This is a genomic window from Sulfuricurvum sp., assembly GCF_031427015.1.
Taxonomy (GTDB): domain Bacteria; phylum Campylobacterota; class Campylobacteria; order Campylobacterales; family Sulfurimonadaceae; genus Sulfuricurvum.
This window is the reverse complement of sequence record NZ_JASJOW010000002.1, coordinates 61,517-81,414: the sequence shown is the minus strand read 5'-3', so window position 1 is coordinate 81,414 and position 19,898 is coordinate 61,517. Positions and strand designations below refer to the sequence as shown.

At 44.0% G+C, this 19,898-nt stretch carries 17 protein-coding genes; 10 read left to right on the top strand and 7 right to left on the bottom strand.

Annotation, left to right across the window (positions count from 1 at the left end):
- The first annotated feature begins 5 nt into the window (after positions 1–5).
- The 5 genes from RMO68_RS02705 (at position 6) to RMO68_RS02685 (ending at position 6,537) form a co-directional block, all read left to right on the top strand.
- On the top strand, positions 6–1,700 hold the full coding sequence (locus RMO68_RS02705; RefSeq protein WP_310439181.1) for an autotransporter assembly complex protein TamA: 1,695 nt from the start codon (positions 6–8) through the stop codon (positions 1,698–1,700).
- Complete coding sequence (locus RMO68_RS02700; RefSeq protein WP_310439180.1) at positions 1,697–4,525, top strand: translocation/assembly module TamB domain-containing protein; 2,829 nt, start codon at positions 1,697–1,699, stop codon at positions 4,523–4,525. The genes RMO68_RS02705 and RMO68_RS02700 overlap by 4 nt, the downstream gene beginning before the upstream one ends.
- 74 nt (positions 4,526–4,599) lie before the next feature.
- Complete coding sequence (locus tag RMO68_RS02695; RefSeq protein ID WP_310439179.1) at positions 4,600–5,034, top strand: hemerythrin domain-containing protein; 435 nt, start codon at positions 4,600–4,602, stop codon at positions 5,032–5,034.
- Positions 5,031–5,273, top strand: a complete 243-nt coding sequence (locus tag RMO68_RS02690) for a DUF2249 domain-containing protein (RefSeq protein WP_310439178.1) — start codon at positions 5,031–5,033, stop codon at positions 5,271–5,273. Before RMO68_RS02695 ends, RMO68_RS02690 begins: the two co-directional genes overlap by 4 nt.
- The gene (locus tag RMO68_RS02685; protein ID WP_310439177.1) at positions 5,266–6,537 is read left to right on the top strand and encodes a hypothetical protein; all 1,272 of its coding nucleotides are present in this window, start codon (positions 5,266–5,268) and stop codon (positions 6,535–6,537) included. Before RMO68_RS02690 ends, RMO68_RS02685 begins: the two co-directional genes overlap by 8 nt.
- On the opposite strand, the gene fliI is transcribed toward RMO68_RS02685, so the two are convergent.
- Both fliI and folE read right to left on the bottom strand, forming a co-directional pair.
- Positions 6,534–7,838 carry a flagellar protein export ATPase FliI gene (gene fliI / locus RMO68_RS02680; protein ID WP_310439176.1) on the bottom strand — a complete coding sequence of 435 codons (1,305 nt, stop codon included), beginning with the start codon at positions 7,836–7,838 and terminating at the stop codon, positions 6,534–6,536. The two genes, RMO68_RS02685 and fliI, sit on opposite strands and share 4 nt — an antisense overlap.
- A gap of 3 nt (positions 7,839–7,841) precedes the next feature.
- On the bottom strand, positions 7,842–8,426 hold the full coding sequence (folE, locus tag RMO68_RS02675; protein WP_310439175.1) for a GTP cyclohydrolase I FolE: 585 nt from the start codon (positions 8,424–8,426) through the stop codon (positions 7,842–7,844).
- Between the two features lie 136 nt (positions 8,427–8,562).
- On the opposite strand from folE, the gene tig reads away from it, so the two are divergent.
- The 5 genes from tig to RMO68_RS02650 all read left to right on the top strand — a co-directional run bounded on the left by tig (position 8,563) and on the right by RMO68_RS02650 (position 13,651).
- Entirely contained in the window at positions 8,563–9,858 is a 1,296-nt protein-coding gene (gene tig, locus RMO68_RS02670) for a trigger factor (protein WP_310439174.1), read from the top strand.
- A 5-nt stretch (positions 9,859–9,863) separates the two neighbouring features.
- Positions 9,864–10,460, top strand: a complete 597-nt coding sequence (gene clpP / locus RMO68_RS02665) for an ATP-dependent Clp endopeptidase proteolytic subunit ClpP (RefSeq protein ID WP_310439173.1) — start codon at positions 9,864–9,866, stop codon at positions 10,458–10,460.
- Between the two features lie 10 nt (positions 10,461–10,470).
- Positions 10,471–11,529: a diguanylate cyclase gene (locus tag RMO68_RS02660; RefSeq protein WP_310439172.1), complete on the top strand. Its 1,059-nt coding sequence runs from the start codon at positions 10,471–10,473 to the stop codon at positions 11,527–11,529.
- 7 nt (positions 11,530–11,536) lie between these two features.
- Positions 11,537–12,052, top strand: coding sequence for a peptide deformylase (gene def, locus RMO68_RS02655; protein WP_310439171.1), 516 nt, complete (start codon positions 11,537–11,539; stop codon positions 12,050–12,052).
- 90 nt (positions 12,053–12,142) lie between these two features.
- Positions 12,143–13,651 carry a YifB family Mg chelatase-like AAA ATPase gene (locus tag RMO68_RS02650; RefSeq protein WP_310439170.1) on the top strand — a complete coding sequence of 503 codons (1,509 nt, stop codon included), beginning with the start codon at positions 12,143–12,145 and terminating at the stop codon, positions 13,649–13,651.
- A 9-nt stretch (positions 13,652–13,660) separates the two neighbouring features.
- Here the strand turns inward: RMO68_RS02650 and RMO68_RS02645 are convergent, their stop codons facing one another.
- Genes RMO68_RS02645 through RMO68_RS02625 form a run of 5 tightly spaced genes read right to left on the bottom strand, consistent with a single transcriptional unit; the run spans position 13,661 to position 19,884 of the window.
- Complete coding sequence (locus tag RMO68_RS02645; protein ID WP_310439169.1) at positions 13,661–14,878, bottom strand: hypothetical protein; 1,218 nt, start codon at positions 14,876–14,878, stop codon at positions 13,661–13,663.
- A complete protein-coding gene (locus RMO68_RS02640) occupies positions 14,868–15,515 on the bottom strand; it encodes a response regulator transcription factor (RefSeq protein WP_310439168.1) in 648 nt (215 codons plus the stop codon). The genes RMO68_RS02645 and RMO68_RS02640 overlap by 11 nt, the downstream gene beginning before the upstream one ends.
- Positions 15,516–15,803 (bottom strand): DUF3240 family protein, encoded by a 288-nt coding sequence (locus tag RMO68_RS02635; RefSeq protein ID WP_310439167.1) that lies wholly within the window; start codon positions 15,801–15,803, stop codon positions 15,516–15,518.
- A complete protein-coding gene (locus RMO68_RS02630; RefSeq protein ID WP_310439166.1) occupies positions 15,800–18,859 on the bottom strand; it encodes an efflux RND transporter permease subunit in 3,060 nt (1,019 codons plus the stop codon). The genes RMO68_RS02635 and RMO68_RS02630 overlap by 4 nt, the downstream gene beginning before the upstream one ends.
- Complete coding sequence (locus tag RMO68_RS02625; protein ID WP_310439165.1) at positions 18,859–19,884, bottom strand: hypothetical protein; 1,026 nt, start codon at positions 19,882–19,884, stop codon at positions 18,859–18,861. The genes RMO68_RS02630 and RMO68_RS02625 overlap by 1 nt, the downstream gene beginning before the upstream one ends.
- Between the last annotated feature and the right edge of the window lie 14 nt (positions 19,885–19,898).

Here is a 19,898-nt window from a genome sequence, read left to right as displayed (position 1 = left end):
GGCACATGCGGTTTGCGGTAGGGATAGTATTCATCGTCGCAACGCTTTTAAGTGCACCTCTTCCGATCTCTTTCAGCGGCAATGAAAAAATCTCGTCCGATCAACTCTACGGCGTATTAGGGCTACGAAAACCCTACGGAATCGAAGTGTGGGAAGATCAACCCGCCATCGAACCCATCGCGATCTCCCAAAGTGTTTCGGCTCTCACCAGCTTTTATCGTTCCAAAGGTTTTTACCATGCCCGTGTCACCTCCGAAGCAACCGAAGAGGCGGTTGTTTTTAAAATCCAAGAAAACAATCCGATCCGTATCGGAGATATTAAAATCAACAGCTTGCTAGATATCGAGCCGGTTATTTCACTCAAAATGGACGCACTTTTTGATCAGGAAGCCTTTTCCGAATCCAAATCGGCGATTAAGAAACGTTACGGGGATGCGGGTTATTGCAATGCCCAGTTCAACACCAAAGCATGGGTCGATATCGAAACCGACCGTGCCTATCTCCTCTTTGAGGCTACTCCGGGAGAGCCGTGTACCTTTGGAGCGATCAGTGCCGAATCCACCCCGAATATCAACGGTCAATTGACGGCATCGATGCTCAAATTTAACGAAGGAGATCCCTACAGCGTCGAATCGATCCGTTTAAGTTATGAGGCTCTTTACGCCCAAGAGGGGATTACGCGTGTTGTTATTAACGACAATGAACGCAACGGCAGTGTGGTTCCGATCAGCCTCAGTATCGAAGAGGCGGAGCGTCCGATCCGATTTAGCGCCGGTTTGGGGTACAGCAGCGATCAAGGTTTCGCGGCACAAACAGGACTCAAGCACCGCAATTTTTTCGGTGATCTCAAAACCCTCTCTCTTGATGCCCGCTATTCTGAGATTAAACAAGAGGCCTCGGGAAACATTGCCCTCCCTCTGCGCAATCGCGGAACATTAGGGGGAGAGATCGGCTACAGTAACGAAATATATGATGGGTATAAAACCGAAAGTATTTACGAGAAATTAACCGCAAAATACCAAGATACCCCCGCTTCTGCGATGGTCGGTATATTATTCGATGAGGTCAATACCTATGAATCAAAAGATCCTGCCACTTTTCCCAACTCCAAACTCTTCATCACTTCACCGCTGGGAGAGATCAACTTTGATACCCGTGACAAACCGCTGGAACCGACCAGAGGGTATTGGCTTAATGCTAAATTGAGCGGATCACTTCAATCGGTTGTTGTTTCAGACGCCACCTATTTTAAAAGCCTCCTCTCCGGAGCGTACATCACCAGTATCGACGAACATGTCTTCGGGGCGAAACTCAAATGGGGAACCCTCCGATTATACAACGGAGAACTCCCCTCTTCGTACCATTTCTATGCAGGGGGGATGAACTCCAACCGTGCCTATACCTATCGTGATTTGGGGCCTAAAAACAGCAGCGGTGACCCTATCGGTTTTTCCTCTCTCACAGAGGGATCGCTAGAATACCGTTTTCCGATCTATCAAGAATTTCGGGGGGTCTTATTCACCGATCTCACTTTCGCTTCGCAAGAGACGTTTCCCGATTATGCAAATGACGGCTATTTAGGGGTAGGGATGGGGCTTCGTTATGTCACTCCCGTCGGTCCGGTCGCCCTTGACGTAGGATTTGATCCCGAAGATATGGGGCAATACGCCATCCATTTTCGGATAGGAGAGCTGTTTTGAAACGATGGCTTTCTCTCCCGTGGCGCAAATGGTTTAAACACCTCTTCGTAACCGCCCATTTTCTCCTCTACAGCGCCGTCCTCATCTTCTCGGCAATACTCTACATCGCCTTTCGTCCCGATGGTTTACACATCGTCAATGCCTACTTTTTAAAACCGCTCGGGATTCACTATTCCCATGCGGAAGGGTCATTACTCGAAGGATTTACCCTCCATAACCTCCGCACTGAGAATACGGAAACAAAAACGTTCATCCTCAAATACAACCTTGTTAAAATGTTGGAGGGGGAGCATACGATCGATTCGGTAAAAATCGACGGTTTACGCCTCCATCTGGATGATTTTCTAAGCGAAGAGGACTCCATCTGGCCGTTTCCCACTTTCAAACTTCGTGAAGTTACGATCACAAACCTTCAGCTTATCAGTTCTTATCCGATTGAACTCGATATCTATGGAAAAAACGGAACCTACGATGGAGATGACCTGAGCTTCACTTCGTTGAACGCAACCCTAAAATCCCGTTATGCCAGCGGTTCCATTCACGGAACCCTGCACAATAATGCCCTGACGGGGATAAGCGATATCTATCCCAACGCTGCCGAACTTGCCCCTTACAGCGGACGTTTCACAACCCTTCCGCGAGTAGTACGGGTAAAAATAAATGAGCTTTCCGATGAAAAAGCACTCTTGCATACCGTTATCACCGAGTTGGACTCCAAACAAGACCCTGCCCTCCACGCCAAAGGGATTAGCCTCGATTTTCGCTATTCCTATGAAAACGGTTATTTCGATATCAATGCCCTCTATCAGCTGATACGCGGGAACGATTCCATGCAGAGTAAACATCATCTTCGTTATGATCTCAGCGGCAAAACAACCACCGAATTTGACGGCTTTATAAACGCATCACAGCCGCTGCCTGCCAACCGACTGCACGGGAAATTCACCGATGATGCCGATGGAATTATCGGTACCCTCACGCTCGATGGAACTATACTCAACCTCTCAAGCCGTGATTACGACCATTTTAGCTGGAAACTCCAAAGCAACCACCAAAATTTGGCCTTCGTTAAAACGCTCCCTAAGACGCTCCGTTCCTCGCCGCTCCGTTTCAACGGAGAAGGGGACTATCTCCTTAGCACGGATACCCTCAACGGAAAAGTTAATGCCGCACATAGCCATGCCCTCTTTAACGGATCGTTTTCTACCCGAAACGGACACCACTCACTGGATGGAAATCTTACCCTCCCGAGCGATGCGGCGATGTGGAAAAACTGGGCACATAAACCGCCGGAGCATCTTAACCTCTCATTGGATGATGAGCATAATGCCACGCATCTTCATCTTTCAGGAGATTCACTCTCCCTTTCCGCTCTTATTTCGGGTACTAAAGTTACCGCATCAGGCAACTATCTCGGTGCCTTTTTTGACATAACCGGTTCCCTCGGAACAACCCAAAACAGTTTCGATATCGAAACCCTGATCCCCTCCGCATTTGCCACCCTCTCGAAAGTACATCCGATGGAGTTGCACGCGGGGGAATACTACGATGGCGAAATTCGTGCCAAAACCCATATCACTCTGGACAGTACTCTGAGGGTTAAAAGTGATATCAAAATTCCGTGGTACGCCGCCGTTCTCGATTCAAAACGGGCATATGGGGGAACGGACGGCGCTATGAGCATGGAGTATCGTGATGGGAACATTACCGTAGCGAACTACCGTTTTGAAATCGCCGATCATATCATTACAACCGATAAAACCTCTTACCTCCATCTAAGCTCTGAGGGAGAGCTTATCATCGATGAGTGGTGGATATTTGACACTCTCCACCTCAGCGGAATTATTGCCCCCGATCTTCGTACTTCGCTGAGGCTGCGTTCGGATCGTTTTAGTTATAAAGGGCCCGAAGGGGATGCCCATGCCTCTGCCGATATTACTTTCGAGCGTGATGCCGAGGCAAACCAATACCTTAGAGGTGTGTTAAATATTCTTGACGCGACGATCACCTACCTGCCGCTTCAAGAGTTCAAAGTCATGGACGATGACATTATCATCATCCAAGACGTTCGTCCGCCAAGCAACGCAAAACTCTCCGTGAACCTCCGCATTACCGCCAGTGAACCGATCCGTTTTAAAACCAAAGAGCTTAGCCTACAGCTTATTCCCGATATCACGCTCTGGAAAGAGCCTACCGAGGCGATGGAGATTTTGGGGATGGTCACTATCCCCTCAGGCAGTGCGACAACGGCAGGAAAAGCGTTTACGATCAAGCCCTCAGAGATCTATTTCGGCGGCGATGTCCCCATCAACCCTTATCTCAATCTCACCATCGGACATGAAGTCGACTATAAAAAGATTCTCATCTACGTCACCCATACGCTCGATTCCCCGATTTTCCTCTTTAGTTCCGATCCGGTCATGAGCCAAAACGACATCATGAGCTATATCCTCTTCGGCTCTCCTGCAAACACCACCTCGGGAGGAGACAGTTCTACCTCAACCGTACGTGCCGATGCTACCAATTTTATGCTGGGTGCGGGGCTAAAAGGGCTGATTAGCGGAGCAACCAAACTTCAAATCGATACTATGAACATTCTCACCACCGCAGAGGGGGGGATGGGGTTTGAGGTGGGGGCTCGGTTGAACAAAGATTTGAGAGTTCTGTATAAAAACGATACCGTCTCTAGCGTCCTTATCCAATACTCACTCAACCGATGGCTGAGATTGGATGCCGATATTCATGAGTTGGGTCAGGGGATTAATGCCATCTATATCAAAGACTTTCGCGATTTTCTCCCCCATAACCTGCCGAAAAAGAGATAAATCTTGATTTTGGTCAAGAAATATCCCCTTTGAACTTTTTATACTGTCACATTTAAAAAACCAAAGGAACTGCCATGATTTTAGAATTTATGCGAGACGATCATCGTGCATGCGACCATTTTTATACGGATGCTGAAAATGCGTTAGCGGCAAAAAAAACAGAAGAAGCGAAAGAACTTTTCGATATCTTTTATCAAGCTACCAATCACCATTTTGATATGGAAGAGCGTGAGCTCTTTATTACGTTTGAAAAACGGACGGGGATGATGGGAGGGCCGACGCAAATGATGCGTTATGAGCATCAACAGCTCCGAAGTCTCCTCGAATCGATGCGTTTAGCTTTGAGTGAAAATCGTACCGACGATTTTTTCGGTATCGGCGAATCGATGATGATCATGCTCCAGCAACACAACATGAAAGAGGAACAAATGCTCTATCCGATGATCGATAGAGCGTTAGGTGATGACGCTGAGTTGATGATTCAGACCCTGAAGGATATGGTAAAATGATTCTCCTCGATACTCGGGAATTTGATCACCCTCTGCCGCTTGAGATGGCGGTTGAGCGCTTCAAAAACCTCTCAGAGGATGAGGTAATCCATATGATTCACCGACGTGAACCGCTCCCGCTGTTTGAAATCATTTCCAAAAACGGCGGTCGGTACCTGAGTATTAGGGAAGATGAAAATCTCTGGCATATTTACATCACGCGAAGTCAAAACGTGAAACTGGAGCACCCTTATGTTTAACGGACTCTCTTTGGATCAAGCGCCTCCTCTATCGGTGGTTATCCGTTTTTTTATCACGGTACCCGTATTCGGAATACTCCTCTCGTTAATAATTTTTTTTAATCCCCATGAAGTTTTAATCCCTACCCATCCGATCTCTCTTGCATCGATTCATCTGATGTTTTTAGGGGTTATCACGATGAGTATGTTCGGTGCGCTGTTTCAGATGCAAAGCGTTTTGGGAGGACGTCCTATCCCCTCGGCACTCGGAAATGCGTTTTTAATCCATCTGTTTTTAGTTATCGGTATCTTGTCCCTTTGCGGAGCGTTTATCTTTTCCACTCCTGAGCTGTTTATCATCGCTTCAATCTTTTTAGGTGCTTCGATTCTCTATTGTGCCAATCTCATTCTCCCTTTGCTTTTCGGCGGTATTAGCCATGATACTCTGAGGGGAATGCGTCTAGCCCTTATTGCTCTTGCACTCACGGCTGTTTTAGGTATTGTTATGGCAAGCGAATACGCGAACAGCGCATTCAGTTCTGTACATGAGGCCGTTCGTACCTCACACTATTCGTTTGGATTGATAGGGTGGATTGCCGCATTAATCATCGCCGTAGCTTTTCAAGTTATTGAGATGTTTTACGTTACCACCCCTTACAGCCTATGGTGCAAACGCAATGCTTTCCGAATTATCGCGGCTTCCTTGCTGCTTAAAGTGCTTTGGATTTTTACGCACCTCCCTTATAGTTGGATCTTCGACCTGATTATGGGGGCGTTATTGTTCGGATTTATTTTCACCACCTTAAAACGGCTAAATCAGCGCAAACGGCGTGTTAGTGACGTGAGTATTTGGTTTTGGCAATCAGGGATGGCATTGTTGTCTTTGGCAATTCTTACCTACGGCGCGTTTATAGGCAGCGGTTATGACGCGTTGCAAAGTGTCGCACTCATTGCATTCGCCCTCTTTGCCTTGGCCGTCATTCTAGGGATGATGGGAAAAATCGTCCCCTTTTTAGTCTGGTTTCATCTGAGTTCCGCAGGGTATATGGATACTCCGATTATGTCCAATATTATTCCCGCGACGCGTGCAAAAGGGGTATTTGCCCTTTTTGCTATTACTTCCGTCACAATGATTGGAGGGGTATTTTGTCTCGAATCGCTTCTTGTCGGTGCGATTGTAGGGGGGGGAATGTTTGGATTATTGTTACTTAATCTCATCCATGCGCTTCGCCTTTATCGCGATACCCTTATACACGGCAAACGCTTCGAACAATCGACTTTTTAAGCCATCAACTCGACCATTTGATCAATCGATTCTTGATAGCCGGAGATACTCATCGCCTCTTGAGAGAGAAAGGATTCCATTTTCTCTTTTTTCGCGATCGCTTCATCCAACTCTTTATCACTTCCTCGTACATACGCGCCGATACGAATCAACATCTCATTCTCTTTGAGCAGCGTATAAAGGCGGCGGAACCGTCTCACTGCCGTAAGATGCTCAGGGGTAATAATGTCATTCATCACCCGTGATGCAGAGTTTAGGATATGGATCGGAGGATAAATCCCGAAATCGGTCAATTCGCGGGAGAGGACGATATGCCCATCGAGAATCGAGCGGGACTGATCGGCAATCGGATCGCTCAAATCATCCCCTTCGACCAAAACGGTAAAAAAAGCGGTAATCGAACCGTTCCCCTCCTCTTTCCCCGCACGCTCCATCAGCTGAGGCAACAGGGTTAGCGACGAAGGGGGATACCCTTTTGAAGTCGGCGGCTCTCCAAGTGCAAGTCCGATCTCCCTCTGTGCCATTGCGAAACGGGTCACCGAGTCCATCATAAAAAGGACGTCGTGCCCTTGAGCTTTAAAATACTCCGCCACACTCATCGCACTGAATGCCCCGTATTTACGCATCAGGGGAGAATCATCACTGGTAGCGACGACAAGGACGGTATTTTCGAGATTTCCGCCGAGCGATTTTTCGATAAATTCGGGAACCTCACGTCCCCGTTCACCGATTAGAGCGACCACCTTAATCGGGGCATCCGCTCCGCGGACAATCATCCCCATCAACGTCGATTTTCCGACACCGCTTCCTGCGAATATTCCGAGTTTTTGCCCTTTTCCGCAGGTGAGTAATCCGTCAATCGTTTTGACTCCGACACTGAAAGGCTCATCAATCATCCCCCGCTTCATCGCGGCAATCGGTGCTTTTATGATCGATTCGAGATGGGTACCGCTAATAGGGCCTTTTCCGTCAATGGGATTCATAAATGGATCGACTACCCGTCCAAGCAATGCCTCACCCACTTCAATCATCATTCCGCTTTGATTCGGATAGACTTTATCTCCGGCACGAAACCCTTCCACAAAACGAAAGGGGGTGATAAAAAAGCGGTTCCGCTCTACTTCGCTCACCATCCCCAGCGCCTCCGCGCCGTTTACCTCGGAAACCATCAGTACGGTATCGCCGATACTGACATGCAACCCTTCGGCCATAATCACGGTAGGGCTAATTTTACTCACCGTACCGAATACGGTAGTGAGCTTTTCAACCCCCAAACGACTGCGTAATGCTTTAAGCGGCATGATTTAGTAACGATTCCCGGTTGAAGAGTTAATCAGGCTAAAAAATTCCATCCGCGTCTTTTCATCACGTTTGAATAGCCCTCGCAATGCGCTTGACGTGGTTGTCGAGCTGATTTTCTCTACACCGCGCATCTCCATACACATGTGACGCGCTTGGATAACGACCGCGACCCCTTTTGGGCTGATCGCTTCCATCAATGCGTCGGCAATCTGTTCGGTGAGCTGTTCTTGAATCTGCATTCGACGGGAAAAAACATCGACGACACGGGGGATTTTAGAGAGCCCCACCACTTTACCATCAGGAATATAGGCGACATGCGCTCGACCGATAATCGGGAGAAGATGATGCTCGCACGTGGAATAAAACTCGATATCTTTGATCAGTACCATCTCATCGTTAGAGCTTTGAAACATGGCCGAATTCAAAATGGATTGAGGGTCTTCTTTGTACCCGCCGAAAATGAACTCATACGCCTTTAAAACACGCTCAGGAGTTTTAAGCAATCCTTCCCGTTCCACATCTTCACCGACGTGGGAAATCATCGTTTTGACCGCTTTTATAAATTGTTCGCTGTTATCCAATTCCATACTCACTCATCCGTATTAAATATTGCTATTACTCTATCACGTCTTTGCTTTTATTTTAATTCAGCGTAGCATTAACCCTTTTTGGATATTATTGCCACCATTTAGTCTACTAAGACATGTCACAAAAGGGATTTTAATGCAAATAACCACGAAAAAAATCGACTCAGCTAATGCCAAAATCAACGCAGCCATCACCCGTGCTACGATCGATACCAACGTCGAAAAAATCGCTAATCAGCTCTCTAAAGAGGCAAAAATTGCCGGTTTCCGTAAAGGGAAAGTACCTCTTAGCGCCGTAAAAAAACAATACGGAGACCGTTTGGTTCAAGATGCTGAAGCACAAGCATTGCGTGATCTTTTAAGTGCCGGTCTTAAAGAGATGGCAATCGCGGCAGACACCCTAATCGGTGAACCTCAAATCGTTAAATTTGAGAAAAACGATAACGGTATCGATGTTGAAGTGGTTATCGCAACCCGTCCTGCAATCGAGCTTGGCGATTACGCGGCAATGGTTCCGGATGTTGCTAAACCCGCAATCGATGACGCGGCTATCACCGCACGTATCGAAGAACTCGCCTCAGCACAAGCCCCTTTGGTGAATGTTGAAGAAGATCGCGCGTTAGTAAGCGGCGATACGGCGCTTCTTGATTTCGAAGGATTTGTAGACGGCGAACCGTTCGAGGGGGGAAAAGCGGAAGGTTTTTCACTTCGTTTGGGAAGCGGTCAATTTATCCCGGGATTTGAAGATCAAGTAATCGGGATGAAAAAAGGGGATGAAAAAACCATCGCGGTAACGTTCCCTGAAAACTACGGCGGAGCAAAACTTGCCGGAAAACCTGCCGAATTTAAAGTAAAAATCCACGCGATCCAAGAAAAAGCACCGGTTAGCATCGATGAAGAACTGGCTAAAAAAATGCTTCCGGGCTACGAAGATGCCAGCGTCGATATGCTCAAAGAAAAAGTAAAAGAGCAACTGGAAAGTGAGGCGATGAGCGTTCTCTACAACGATGAACTCAAACCGAATCTCATGGAAACGTTTGTAACTTCTTTCACTATCGATCTTCCTGACTTTATCGTAGAGCAAGAGATGGATATGGCGCTCAACAAAAAAGCCCGCGATTTGAGCGAAGCACAACTCGAAGAGCTCCGTAATGATGCGGAACAAGTAAAAGCAATGCGTGAAACCTTCCGTGAAGATGCTTGCCGCGCCGTAAAAGCAACCTTTATTGTGGATGCATTGGCAAAAGCGGAAAACATCATCGTCAACGAACAAGAGTTGATGCAAACCATCTACTACGAAGCGATGCAAATGGGTCAAGATCCTGCAGCCGTCTACAAACATTACCAAGAATCAGGTTACTTGCCTGCGATTCAAATGGCAATGATTGAAGATCGCGTGTTGAGTAAATTACTTAACGATAAAATCAAGTAATCACGATGAGCTATATCCCTTACGTTATTGAAAAAACGGGACGCGGTGAGAGATCGTATGATATCTATTCACGTCTTCTAAAAGATCGTATCATTATGCTCAGCGGCGAAGTCAACGATCCCGTTGCCTCTTCTATCGTAGCGCAGCTTTTGTTTTTGGAAGCGGAAGATCCGGCTAAAGATATCTATTTCTATATCAACTCTCCCGGCGGTGTTATCACCTCCGGGATGGCAATTTACGATACGATGAACTATATCCGCCCCGATGTCTGCACTATCTGTATCGGTCAAGCGGCATCTATGGGTGCATTCTTGCTCAGTTCAGGGGCAAAAGGGAAACGCTATGCCCTCCCGCATGCTCGAATCATGATCCATCAACCCCTCGGCGGAGCACAAGGACAGGCTACCGACATCGAGATTCAAGCAAAAGAAATTTTGCGTATGAAAGCCGAGCTCAATGAAATTTTGGCTAAAAACTGCGGCCAAAGTGTCAAAAAGCTCGAAAAAGATACCGATCGTGATAACTTTATGTCAGCCGCCGAAGCGGTAACTTATGGTATCATTGACGAAGTATTGGTTCAAAAAGAAAAAGAAGAGAAGTAAGAGGTAACCCATGGCAGCTCTCAGTGATCTCAAACGTGCTCAACGACAATCTTCCCAAAAAAGTAATGAAGAGGCTATGTTCAACCCTGCCGCTTCACTAAATGATCCCACCAGTGATCTTGAGATTTTTGCCAAAGAGGTTCTTAGCGCCCTTATTTCAGACAATCTTCCCCCTACCCCCAACAATTTTGCCCTCTATTTTGATCGTATTCTCGAAGATAAAAGCGAGAGTCTTCGCCGTCAAATCGGCTCTATCTTGGAGCTTGAAGAGGACAATCACGATGAGACCAGCATTGAGCTTGAAAAAACCCTCAAACAAGGGTTCTCATCCGTAAAAAGTATCTTACAAGTAAGTGCCACACTCTATAAAAATATCTCTTTAATGGAGAAAATTTTGGAGAAACGGAAGGAGGAGATGAAAAACATCCCTTCTATGAACGGAGCTAACGATCTCATCACCTCCCTCGAAACAGACATCGGAAAATTAGGCTCAATTTTGAATAAACAGGTCACGCACATGAAAGTGATCTATGATGAGACGGCGACCATTGTCAAACAAGTTGAAAATGAAACGATCTTCGACAACCAATTCGGTGTCTACAACAAACGTTTCCTTATCACCAAACTTGAGCAAGAACGCCATCTCATCGATGAGTTTAAACACAAAAGCTCTCTTATCACCGTTCGCCTCTCTAAATCAACCGGTGAAAAAATCCAAAGCGAAAAAGCACAGCATCTTATGGCACGTACCGTCGCAAGATTGTTGCTTAAAACCTCAAGACGGAGTGATATCGTCGCCCATTACGGAGAGGGTGTTTTTGCTATGGTATTAAAACATACCGATATTGAGAGTGCAAAACGGGCATCGGAACGGCTCTTTGATCTTGTCTCCTCCAGTAACTTTTTCCTTGCCGAACAAGAGATTCAATTGCGAATCGCCATCGGCGTTGTTGAATTAAACTCAACGCTCAGTGTAGAAAAAACCCTCGTATGCACCCTCAGCGCAATGGATGCTGCCGATAATAATCCTAAGCTTCGATACATGGTTTGCAACGGAAACGACGAATAATATCCCTATGATTCTCCCAGTTATTACCTATCCGAATAAACAGCTCAAGATACGTTCAAAAGAGGTCGTCAATTTCGACGAGCTACTCCACCGTTTTTTAGACGATATGTACGAGACGATGATCACCTCCAACGGTATAGGTCTCGCCGCAATTCAAGTCGCCAATCCTATCCGCGCCCTAATACTCTGTATACCGGATGATGAGGGAAACCAAACCCAAGAGAATCTTTTAGAAATCATGAATCCCGTTATACATGCTCCGCAAGGGAATGTACTCTATCAGGAGGGGTGTCTAAGCGTACCCGGATTTTACGAAGATGTAGAGCGCTATGAAAAGCTTACCCTCCATTATCAAAACCGTCACGGTGAAGCCTGCATGCTTGAGGCTGATGAACTCTTAGCGATTGCGATTCAACATGAAATCGACCATCTTGAAGGTAAACTTTTTATCGAAAAACTTACCTATAACCGTCGTAAAAAATTCGAAAAAGAGTACAAAAAAGCACTCAAAGAGAAAAAGTAATCTTCTTTTTAATATTGCAGTTTGCAATATTAACCCCTTGTTAAAATCATTTTGATACTATAACTGTTAAATAATATTTTGGATATTCCTATGAAACAGTTACTCTGTGCTACCTTTGAAGGGATCGATGCCGCATCGGTCGAAGTGCAATTCACCGCGACCAAAGGGCTACCCGCCTTTACCATCGTCGGAATGGCCAATACCGCCATCACCGAATCCAAAGAGCGTGTTAAATCAGCCCTCTTAAGTAACGGCTTTACGTTTCCTCCCAAACGGCTTACCGTTAACCTTGCTCCGAGTGATTTGCGCAAAGAGGGGAGCCATTTTGATCTGCCCATTGCCGCCCTGATCGCACTGGGGAATTATGAGGGAGATATAGGCGATTGGTATGTATTCGGAGAGCTAGGGTTGGATGGAAGCGTCACCGAAAATATTCTCCTCTACCCGATTATCCTCTCACTTGCCAATCAAGGGGCTATTTCTCGTGCCATAGTACCTAATGTAAGCCTCTCCAAGCTCTCTAAAATCCCTAATATCACTTTTTACGGCGTAGACTCTCTCTCCGAAGCACTTGAGCTCTTACGCGCTCAAAAACTGCCTGAGGAGAAAGCACATCTCAGTACGTTTGATTTCAATCATATCATTCATAACGAAAAAAGCTACTATTACCATGAACACTATCCCCTCGATTTTATCGATATAAAAGGGCAAGAGCACGCCAAACGCTCCGCATTGATTGCCGCTGCCGGAATGCATAATTTATTGCTTGAGGGTTCTCCGGGATCGGGGAAATCGATGATAGCCAAACGCTTAGTTCACATTATGCCGCCGCTTTATAATGATGAGATGCTCGAGTGTGCCAAACTCGAAATTTTAGAGGGAAAAGAGCCGTCATTTGCACCGCTTCGCCCTTTTCGCTCCCCGCACCACTCCAGCACGGGGGCGAGTATCTTCGGTGGCGGAACTCATAAAGCACAAATCGGGGAAGTTGGATTGGCGCACGGAGGGATACTTTTTTTCGATGAGCTCCCCCACTTTTCAAAAACGGTACTCGAAGCACTCAGAGAACCGTTAGAAGATCGTCATATCCGGATCTCGAGGGTGAATACCAAAGTCACCTATAATGCCAATTTTCTTTTTGTAGCGGCAATGAACCCCTGCCCTTGCGGGAATTTATTCAGCACTACCATAGCGTGCCGATGCAGTGATTTGGAGATAAATCGTTACAAATCACGCCTCTCTGATCCGTTTTTGGATCGAATCGATCTCTATGTCCAAATGCATGCCGTCAGTGCGGAAGATAAACCGAGTATCAGTTCCCGTCAGCTTCATGCAAAAGTGAGAGAAGCCTTTTTACGCCAAAAGATGCGGGGACAAGAACGGTTAAACGGAGCATTAAGCGATGCCGAAATCGCACATTATTGCCCCTTGACCCCTGAAACACAGCACGTTATCGATCAGGCGATAGGGAGATTCGGATTATCGTTTCGGGCAGTGAGTCGTGTCCTCAAAGTGGCTCGAACGATTGCCGATATCGAAGGAGAAAGCGATATAGGCAAAGCCCATCTGCTAGAAGCGCTGAGTTATCGGAAACGCTAATGTACTCAACTAAATATCTGTTTTAAAAATTAAATCAATCCGAAAATGCTGCTCATTGCTTTGGATAGTGTAATTAAACCCTAATTCGTTACTTAGCCGTCTTAACATCTTCTCTCCAATCTTTGAACTGAACAAGTATTTTTCAGCGCCAATCGTATTGATGATCATTACTGTTCGGCCTATCGGATCGCAACCAATTTCTACAGTAGTATTTTCTTGTGCATACGTAATAGCATTTTCGAGCAGAGCACTTAAAACTTTAAGCAAAAGTTTTTTAGGAGCTATAACTGAAAAAGAGTCCTTCGGCAATTGAAGTGTTAATTGTTTGCGTTGAATCAATATTTCCATTTTAGTTTTTAGCATCTGAAATGTGTTAACAATATCAACCCTTCTCGCTTCTTCGAAATCCGAACTCTCTAAAAAAAGTACATTTTTAAGTTCACTGGTCAGCCGCTCGATATCATGACCTAAATCATCCACAAATTTATCTTTACTATAGTCATTATTGCTTTGATACACATCGAGTCTAGACTGCATCAGGGCTAAAGGAGTTTTTAGCTCATGGGCTGCTTCTTTAAACAATTCTGTTTCTTTCAGCCGATACCCTTCTATTCGTCGTACCAATGTTGCAAATGCTACAGAGACTTCTTTGATCTCAGATGAAGCATCATTAATAGTTAAATCAAATGGATTTTCTCGTTTCCATTCACGAGTTTTGAGTGCTAACAATACCAAAGGTTTCATATAAAAATCTAGTATAAAAATCACAATAATTAAAATGCTCACCAACGAAATAATATAACGCAAGAGTAACTTTTCACCATATTTACGGGTAGACTTGTCAATTTTAAGATGATCACTAGTGGCATTGAGATAATACCCGTTAGAGAGTTTTACAGAAGCTGCAATCTGTTTTGCATGAGTCCTATACGGATTAACAGAAACAATAAAGTTCAATCCACTTACTTCTGAGTCAGATAGAATCATCTCATTATGGGGAATTGTATAAAGGAAACTCATATTACTAGAAGGAAACAAAGGTGAAGTGATATATTCATCAATGCTTTCAATGAGAAGATGTTGAAGTATTTTTTCGGCATCTTCTGTTTTTTCCGTGTGAATTGTTTTGATAGCGATAACCCAATTGACACTGAATGCAATTGCAATCCCTATCGAAAAAATAAGGGTGATTTTAAATTTTAGTGAATGGCTCCATTTAAAATTCAATGAGATATCCTCGTGTTTTGATCGTTTTTATTATTGAAGGATGAAGTTTTTTACGGAGTCGTGCAACCAGTTCATCGATTGCGTTAGGGGTAATATTTTGGGGATTGTCATAAAGTGCATCCATAATTTCATCACGTGAAGCAACGGAACCTCTATTCAGCAAATAAAATAAAAGGGCGTGTTCATTTTTGGAAAGGATGACTTCTATCTCCTCTTTATAGATGGTTTCTTTCGTCGTATTAACAGTAAACCCGTGCAGTTGAAGTAACTTAGGTGCAAAGCGGCGTACAAGAGCAATAAGACGGGCACGTAATTCTTTGATATCGAACGGTTTTTCGAGATAATCGTCAGCACCATATTCGAGTCCTTGCACTTTTTCATCGATACTTCCCAATGCACTAAGAACTAAAATACCCATGTGAGGATTTTTATTTTTACCGTAGTGTATTAGCTCCCGTACCCGATCTTTTCCATGAAATGTTCGATCCACCAAAAACACTTGATAGTGATACGCATCGAGATGGCTTTTGGCCTCTTCTACGTTTGAGACCGTATCAATTATCCACTCATTATTGCTCAATGAAAGCTTTAACAGTTCAAGCAATTCCGGTTCATCATCCGCGATTAACAGTCGCACTTACAGCTCGCTGACCCCATAGGTATACATTCGAATCGTTTTACCCATAAGTTGGTTTTTTATTGACTCCGCCAGTACTATCACTTGTTCTCGCTCTAAAAAGAGCCTAAACATGCCAAACTCTGCTCTAGCACTCACTTGTTCCTGTGCACTGACCAAAAATGCTCCTGCACCATAGCGTTTACAGGGAAAATAATAAAAATCATTATACCCCTCTGCCAACAAAAAATCGACTAAGATGTCTTTATTACTTATTTCAAAATAGATATCCATGCCATCCAAATTCATTTTTGCCCCCGAGTATAGATCATTTTAAAGGCCGGTGGCAAAATAAGAAGCGTTAAAATAGTGGATGTCACCAATCCTCCTAATACAACAATCGCCAGTGGCTTTTGGATTTCACTCCCAATGCCTGAGGCAAATAACAATGGCAAAAGACCTAAAGCGGCAATAAATGCCGTCATAAGGACTGGTCGAAGCCGTCTACGCGCCCCTTCAGAAACTGCATCATCAATCGAATAACCATTTCCTAAAAGTGTATTGAAGTAGCTGACCATCACAACTCCGTTAAGTACGGCAATTCCAAAAAGAGCGATAAATCCGACGGATGCCGGAACAGAAAGATACTCTCCACTAAAATACAATGAGATAATACCTCCCGTTACTGCAAACGGAATATTAAGCAAAATAAGTACAGTGGCACTTACAGAGCGGAAGGTAAAGAAAAGAATTAGAAAAATGACCCCTATACTGATCGGAATAACGGTCATTAACTTAGCGGCTGCACGCTGCTGATTCTCAAATTGTCCGCCGTATACAATACTATACCCTTGAGGAAGTTTGATATTGACATTGATTTTTTGTTTGGCTTCTTCTACGAAACCAACCAAATCACGCCCTTCAACATTGGCACGTATCGTACTGTATCTTTGTCCGTTTTCACGATCTACTTTCAAAGCGCCTTCACTCGTTTCAATTTGCGCAACACTCGAGATAGGAACCGAAAAACCGTCACTTAGCGGAATTTCTAGAGATTTAAAAAGTTCCATATCCTGTGAAACTTCACTGTCAAATCGCATTAATACCGGAATTCTTGTATTGTCGACTGAAAGCTCATCAATAGTGACTCCTTCCAAGGCTGTTTTCAAAAAGAGTTCAAGCTCAGCGGTATCGACACCTGTTCTGGCCGATTCCGTTCGATTCGGCTTTACACTAAGATAATTTACCCCTTCATTCAGTGTCGTAAACACTTCAGATGAGCCTTTGATTTCACCAAGAGTATCCGCAATATTTTGACTGAGTTCGTTCAGCTTATCAATATCACTTCCATAAATCTTGACAGCTAAATCACCTCGAGAGCCCGTTAACATCTCGGATATCCTCATTTCAATCGGTTGCGTAAAACTGAAACTAATACCAGGGAAATTTTTAAGTGATTCTTTAATTTTGCTTTTTATTTCTTCTTTATTTTTAGCTTCCCACTCTTCTTGGGGTTTTAAAGTAATAAACGTATCCGTTTGATTTAATCCCATAGGGTCAAGCCCGAGTTCATCTGAACCGGTTCTTGCAACAATTGTTTGAATCTCTTGGACATGTTCTAATATAGTACGTTGTATTGCAAGATTAAGTTCTTTGGATTTTTCAAGTGAAATGGAAGGAGGGGTTTCAATTCCTAAAATAATATCACCTTCATCCAAAGTCGGCATAAAGCTTTTCCCCACAAAGGCAAATAATGTAAAACTCAGAATTAAAAACACAATAGCACCAGTAAAAAGTACTTTTGTGCGTGTCATTGCAAAATTCAACATTGGTGCATAAAGACGAGTAAAAAAACTCCCAATGAAAGTCTCTTTATGCGGGGTACTTTTTAAAATTATAGAGCATACAACCGGAATGAGTGTTAAAGAGAGGAAAAGTGAACCGAAAAGTGCAAAAACAATGGTCATTGCAACCGGTGCAAATAATTTTCCCTCCAGCCCTTCTAGTGTCAATAACGGCAAAAACACAACCGCAATAATCAAGATACCGCTAAAAACTGCGGTACTTACTTCTTTGGTAGCACGATAAACCTGATGTAGTTTTGGAAGTGACGTATCATTCTCACTCAGTTTTGCAAAGGAATTTTCAACGACAACGACAGCTGAATCGACCAACATCCCAATGGCTATAGCCAACCCTCCCAAACTCATGAGATTTGCACTTAACCCAAAATATTTCATTAGTAAAAAAGCAATTGCAATGGAAAAAGGCAAAATTACACTCACGGCAATCGCTGCACGTACATCACCTAAAAATACCATCAAAAGAATAATCACTAAGACGATAGCTTCAATCAAGGCTTTAGAGACAGTCCCTACAGCCTTCTCGATCAAATTACTACGGTCATAAAAAGGGACAATAGTTACACCTGAGGGAAGCATTGGTTTTAGTTGCTCAAGTCTTTCTTTAATTTGTGTAATAGTTTCTTGAGCATTTGCCCCTTTAAGCGTTAGAATAAGCCCCTCCGTTGCTTCACCCACACCATCTTTCGTCACAAATCCCAGCCGTGTTCGCGAATCATCTCTGACTTCACAAAAATCACCTACACGAATCGGTCCGTTATGGGAATGAATCGTGATATTGGCAATTTCACTCGCATCTTTAACACCACTTTGAACTTTAACTAAATAGCTCTCTTCGTTTGCATCGACCCGTCCCGCACCGTCGTTCTTAAGATTTTTTTCCAATGTCTCTTGAAGCACGCTCAGCGGTATCCCCAAATTTTGCATTGCCGTATAATCGGGCTGAACTACGATGGCACGTGATTCACCACCAAGCGCATTTACATCAGCAACACCCTTTGCTCCTCGTAATACTGGACGAATAACAAAATCAAGAAGTTCACGTTTCTCTTTTTGACTCAAACTCCCTTCAATGGTAAACATAAAAGCTTCGCCTAAAGGCGTAGTAATAGGTGCCATACCACCATTAACCCCTTTAGGGAGTGTAGGCAAAAGTGATGCAAGTTTTTCAGAGACCTGTGCACGTGCACGGTAAATATCGGTACCATCATTAAAGTCAATTGTGATATCTGCAATGGCATATTTTGAAGTACTTTTAAGAAGCTTTTGATTTTCAAGTCCTAATAACTCGGCTTCAAGTAGCTTAACAACACGATTTTCAACCTCTTCAGGTGTCATCCCCGGCGCTTTTAAAATGATTTTGACCTGAGTCGATGAAATATCAGGAAACGCATCAATCGGTATTTTATAAAAAGAGTAAACCCCATACCCGAATAACGCAAAAGAGAGGAGAATAACAATGAGTCGTTGTTTGAGTGAAAATTCAATAATAGAATTAAGCATTATTCAAATCCCAGTCCGCTTAATGCGCCTTTGAGAGTAATGATTCCATCGCTTGCAACTTCTGATGTTACGCTAAAGCCCTCCGGTTTGACAGCTATGTGTTCTTTGTAAATTTTCTGAACCTGAATTACTTGAGCCTTAAAACCGCCTGCTGTTTTGACAAAACAGATATCATTTTTCTTATATTTTGTAACAGAAGATCGGGGCAATAACATCCATTTGTCTGTTTGGGTTGAAGCGATATAAAATTCTCCCGATGTTCCCGCCCGATAAGTATTGTTTGAATGTAAAACGGCTATTGCGATAGCTGAATTGTTCATCACGTCAACAGCAGAGGATATTGCCATGATTTTCCCCGCTTGTGAGCCTGTTTTATCGGTTACCAATGCTCCTTTATGAATACTTCCTATCATTTTAGGTGGAATTTTAATGTATGCACTAAGTGCATTTCCACTGACTGTCTTTAGATAAGGAACAAAAGGTTCAATCTTTTCTCCGGCTTTGAGCGGAGCGTGCGCCAAAATTCCATTTTGACGCGAGCGTATTGTAAACATCATTCCATTTTTTGGACGAATATCTGCACCTGAAAAGATAAAGCGGTTCTCGATTTCAGCTACTTTATATTTTAAGCTCATTACTTCTAGAGTACTCTTTTGTGATTCTCGCAATGATATTACTCCGTCTTTGTAAAGAGCATGATCTTTTTGTGCATATTCTTGAGCTAATTTTAGACGATTCCTAAGGTCGTTGAGTTCGTAACTGCTCGCAAGTAGCTCAGAAGAAGCTATCGTACAAATTACCTCCCCTTTTTTGACACTATCACCCGTTTGTTTCATTAGTTCAGACACAGTGGCTTCAGAACTTAAACTATAATTTTTTGCTCCCTTGTCACTATAATCAAACGTTCCAATAAAAGGTCCCATCGCTTCAGACTGTATCATTCGTACTGGTTCAACCACAACACCCATTTTTTTCATTTGTGCTTCGCTAATCGTAATTTGCGCCATTACTGCTGTTGCTGCCATAAGCAGTAGTAAAC